Origin of the sequence: Streptomyces alkaliphilus (assembly GCF_014141535.1) — a bacterium.
Classification (GTDB): domain Bacteria; phylum Actinomycetota; class Actinomycetes; order Streptomycetales; family Streptomycetaceae; genus Streptomyces; species Streptomyces alkaliphilus.
The window spans coordinates 1-5,273 of sequence record NZ_VKHT01000303.1; the positions used below are offsets into that span (position 1 = coordinate 1).

2 rRNA genes are annotated in these 5,273 nt (G+C 59.0%); both read right to left on the reverse strand.

Annotated elements, in window-relative coordinates:
* Positions 1–21 precede the first annotated feature (21 nt).
* Positions 22–3,140, reverse strand: a 23S ribosomal RNA gene (locus FNQ90_RS11700).
* A 341-nt stretch (positions 3,141–3,481) separates the two neighbouring features.
* Positions 3,482–5,010: ribosomal RNA gene (locus FNQ90_RS11705) — 16S ribosomal RNA — on the reverse strand.
* The 16S and 23S rRNA genes sit together here, the layout of an rRNA operon.
* Positions 5,011–5,273: the final 263 nt, after the last annotated feature.

The window sequence follows — 5,273 nt, forward strand, 5'->3', positions numbered from 1 at the left end:
ACACAGTGGACGCGAGCACCTGAGGACAAGCCCTCGGCTTATTAGTACCGGTCAACTCCACCCCTCACAGGGCTTCCATCTCCGGCCTATCAACCCCGTCGTCTACAGGGAGCCTTACCCCATCAAAGTGGGTGGGATTCCTCATCTCGAAGCCGGCTTCCCGCTTAGATGCTTTCAGCGGTTATCCATCCCGAACGTAGCCAACCAGCCATGCCCTTGGCAGAACAACTGGCACACCAGAGGTTCGTCCGTCCCGGTCCTCTCGTACTGGGGACAGCCCTTCTCAAGAATCCAACGCGCACAGCGGATAGGGACCGAACTGTCTCACGACGTTCTAAACCCAGCTCGCGTACCGCTTTAATGGGCGAACAGCCCAACCCTTGGGACCGACTCCAGCCCCAGGATGCGACGAGCCGACATCGAGGTGCCAAACCATCCCGTCGATACGGACTCTTGGGGAAGATCAGCCTGTTATCCCCGGGGTACCTTTTATCCGTTGAGCGACGGCGCTTCCACAAGCCACCGCCGGATCACTAGTCCCGACTTTCGTCCCTGCTCGACCCGTCAGTCTCACAGTCAAGCTCCCTTGTGCACTTACACTCACCACCTGATGACCAACCAGGCTGAGGGAACCTTTGGGCGCCTCCGTTACCCTTTGGGAGGCAACCGCCCCAGTTAAACTACCCACCAGACACTGTCCCCGATCCGGATCACGGACCCGGGTTAGACATCCAGCACGACCAGAGTGGTATTTCAACAACGACTCCACACACACTGGCGTGCATGCTTCACAGTCTCCCACCTATCCTACACAAGCCGAACCGAACACCAATATCAAGCTGTAGTAAAGGTCCCGGGGTCTTTCCGTCCTGCTGCGCGAAACGAGCATCTTTACTCGTAGTGCAATTTCACCGGGCCTATGGTTGAGACAGTCGAGAAGTCGTTACGCCATTCGTGCAGGTCGGAACTTACCCGACAAGGAATTTCGCTACCTTAGGATGGTTATAGTTACCACCGCCGTTTACTGGCGCTTAAGTTCTCGGCTTCGCCCCAAAAGAGCTAACCGGTCCCCTTAACGTTCCAGCACCGGGCAGGCGTCAGTCCGTATACATCGCCTTACAGCTTCGCACGGACCTGTGTTTTTAGTAAACAGTCGCTTCTCGCTGGTCTCTGCGGCCACCCCCAGCTCAGGCAGCACGTGCCATCACCGGAAGCGGCCCCCCTTCTCCCGAAGTTACGGGGGCATTTTGCCGAGTTCCTTAACCATAGTTCACCCGAACGCCTCGGTATTCTCTACCAGACCACCTGAGTCGGTTTGGGGTACGGGCCGCCACGGAACATCGCTAGAGGCTTTTCTCGACAGCATAGGATCATCCACTTCACCACAATCGGCTCGGCATCAGGTCTCAGACTTGTATGCGGGACGGATTTGCCTACCCCGCGTCCTACACCCTTACCCCGGGACAACCACCGCCCGGGCTGGACTACCTTCCTGCGTCACCCCATCACTCACCTACTACCCCCTCGGGCCACCGGCTCCACCACACCCACCACCCGAAGGCGATGGGGGGCTTCACGGGCTTAGCATCAGGAGATTCGGCGCTTGCGCTCCGCAACGGGTACCGGAATATCAACCGGTTATCCATCGACTACGCCTGTCGGCCTCGCCTTAGGCCCCGACTTACCCTGGGCAGATCAGCTTGACCCAGGAACCCTTGGTCAATCGGCGCACCAGTTTCCCACTGGTGTATCGCTACTCATGCCTGCATTCTCACTCGTGAACCGTCCACAACTGCCTAACGGCGCTGCTTCACCCGGCACACGACGCTCCCCTACCCATCGACACACCCGTTGGGGCTTCACATGTCGACGACACGACTTCGGCGGTGTACTTGAGCCCCGCTACATTGTCGGCGCGGAATCACTAGACCAGTGAGCTATTACGCACTCTTTCAAGGATGGCTGCTTCTAAGCCAACCTCCTGGTTGTCTCTGCGACTCCACATCCTTTCCCACTTAGCACACGCTTGGGGGCCTTAGTCGATGCTCTGGGCTGTTTCCCTCTCGACCATGGAGCTTATCCCCCACAGTCTCACTGCCGCGCTCTCACTTACCGGCATTCGGAGTTTGGCTAAGGTCAGTAACCCGGTAGGGCCCATCGCCTATCCAGTGCTCTACCTCCGGCAAGAAACACACGACGCTGCACCTAAATGCATTTCGGGGAGAACCAGCTATCACGGAGTTTGATTGGCCTTTCACCCCTAACCACAGGTCATCCCCCAGGTTTTCAACCCTGGTGGGTTCGGGCCTCCACGACCTCTTACAGCCGCTTCACCCTGCCCATGGCTAGATCACTCCGCTTCGGGTCTTGAGCGTGCTACTCAAACGCCCTGTTCGGACTCGCTTTCGCTACGGCTCCCCCACACGGGTTAACCTCGCAACACACCGCAAACTCGCAGGCTCATTCTTCAAAAGGCACGCAGTCACGACACAACAAGCAAGCTTGCTGTGCGACGCTCCCACGGCTTGTAGGCACACGGTTTCAGGTACTATTTCACTCCGCTCCCGCGGTACTTTTCACCATTCCCTCACGGTACTATCCGCTATCGGTCACCAGGGAATATTTAGGCTTGACGGGTGGTCCCGCCGGATTCACACGGGATTTCTCGGGCCCCGTGCTACTTGGGTGGTGAACAAGCAAGCCACATGAATTTCGGCTACGGGGGTCTTACCCTCTGCGCCGGGCCTTTCGCATGCCCTTCGCCTATCCACGCGGTTTATAACTCGCCCAGCCGCCGGCAGACGACTGAAGTCCACTCCCACAACCCCGCACATGCAACCCCTGCCGGGTATCACACACATACGGTTTGGCCTCATCCGGTTTCGCTCGCCACTACTCCCGGAATCACGGTTGTCTTCTCTTCCTGCGGGTACTGAGATGTTTCACTTCCCCGCGTTCCCTCCACACACCCTATACATTCAGGTGCGGGTGACAGCCCATGACGACTGCCGGGTTTCCCCATTCGGACACCCCCGGATCACAGCTCGGTTGACAACTCCCCGGGGTCTATCGCGGCCTCCCACGTCCTTCATCGGTTCCTGGTGCCAAGGCATCCACCGTGCGCCCTTAACAACTTGGCCACAGATGCTCGCGTCCACTGTGCAGTTCTCAAACAACAACCAACCACCCGACGGAAAACCAACGGACAACCCGTCGATCCCCACCGGGGCCGGCAACCGAAGACACGAACCGACAACGGCCGCACCCTCAGACACCCAACAGCGCGCCCGAACCACACCCCTCGACCGTGATCGTCTTTCCACACCGAACCGTCCGAAGACAACCCGGCAGTACCGAACGACCACCCCGAGGAGGCGATCCGAATAGTCAACGTTCCACCCATGAGCAGACCACCGTCGAACACTCGCCGACTGAAGTGGCCCCCCTGTCCCCGGCGAACCGGGGAGGAGATGCTCCTTAGAAAGGAGGTGATCCAGCCGCACCTTCCGGTACGGCTACCTTGTTACGACTTCGTCCCAATCGCCAGTCCCACCTTCGACGGCTCCCTCCCACAAGGGGTTGGGCCACCGGCTTCGGGTGTTACCGACTTTCGTGACGTGACGGGCGGTGTGTACAAGGCCCGGGAACGTATTCACCGCAGCAATGCTGATCTGCGATTACTAGCGACTCCGACTTCATGGGGTCGAGTTGCAGACCCCAATCCGAACTGAGACCGGCTTTTTGAGATTCGCTCCGCCTCACGACATCGCAGCTCATTGTACCGGCCATTGTAGCACGTGTGCAGCCCAAGACATAAGGGGCATGATGACTTGACGTCGTCCCCACCTTCCTCCGAGTTGACCCCGGCAGTTTCCCGTGAGTCCCCAACCGGCCGAAACCGTTGCTGGCAACACAGGACAAGGGTTGCGCTCGTTGCGGGACTTAACCCAACATCTCACGACACGAGCTGACGACAGCCATGCACCACCTGTACACCGACCACAAGGGGGACCGTGTCTCCACGGTTTTCCGGTGTATGTCAAGCCTTGGTAAGGTTCTTCGCGTTGCGTCGAATTAAGCCACATGCTCCGCCGCTTGTGCGGGCCCCCGTCAATTCCTTTGAGTTTTAGCCTTGCGGCCGTACTCCCCAGGCGGGGAACTTAATGCGTTAGCTGCGGCACGGACGACGTGGAATGTCGCCCACACCTAGTTCCCACCGTTTACGGCGTGGACTACCAGGGTATCTAATCCTGTTCGCTCCCCACGCTTTCGCTCCTCAGCGTCAGTATCGGCCCAGAGATCCGCCTTCGCCACCGGTGTTCCTCCTGATATCTGCGCATTTCACCGCTACACCAGGAATTCCGATCTCCCCTACCGAACTCCAGCCTGCCCGTATCGACTGCAGACCCGGGGTTGAGCCCCGGGCTTTCACAACCGACGCAACAGGCCGCCTACGAGCTCTTTACGCCCAATAATTCCGGACAACGCTCGCACCCTACGTATTACCGCGGCTGCTGGCACGTAGTTAGCCGGTGCTTCTTCTGCAGGTACCGTCACTCTCGCTTCTTCCCTGCTGAAAGAGGTTTACAACCCGAAGGCCGTCATCCCTCACGCGGCGTCGCTGCATCAGGCTTTCGCCCATTGTGCAATATTCCCCACTGCTGCCTCCCGTAGGAGTCTGGGCCGTGTCTCAGTCCCAGTGTGGCCGGTCGCCCTCTCAGGCCGGCTACCCGTCGTCGCCTTGGTGGGCCACTACCCCACCAACAAGCTGATAGGCCGCGGGCTCATCCTGCACCGCCGGAGCTTTCCACCACCCCCCATGCGGAGGGCGGTGAGTATCCGGTATTAGACCCCGTTTCCAGGGCTTGTCCCGAAGTGCAGGGCAGATTGCCCACGTGTTACTCACCCGTTCGCCACTAATCCCCTCCCGAAGGAGGTTCATCGTTCGACTTGCATGTGTTAAGCACGCCGCCAGCGTTCGTCCTGAGCCAGGATCAAACTCTCCGTGAATGCCTTCTACAGCTCACGGGAGCGGCACCACCCGGAAGGAATGTCCCGAGCGGCGCACAGCGTCCTCGCTGTGTATTTCTTCAAAGGAACCTCGACCATCCGAGACCACCCCCGAAAGAGGGCGACCCGCATGGACGGGGTATCAACATATCTGGCGTTGACTTTTGGCACGCTGTTGAGTTCTCAAGGAACGGACGCTTCCTTCGGAACTTCCCCCACCATTCGGCGGGTTCGTCCTCCGGGCGCTTCCCTTCGGTGTTTCC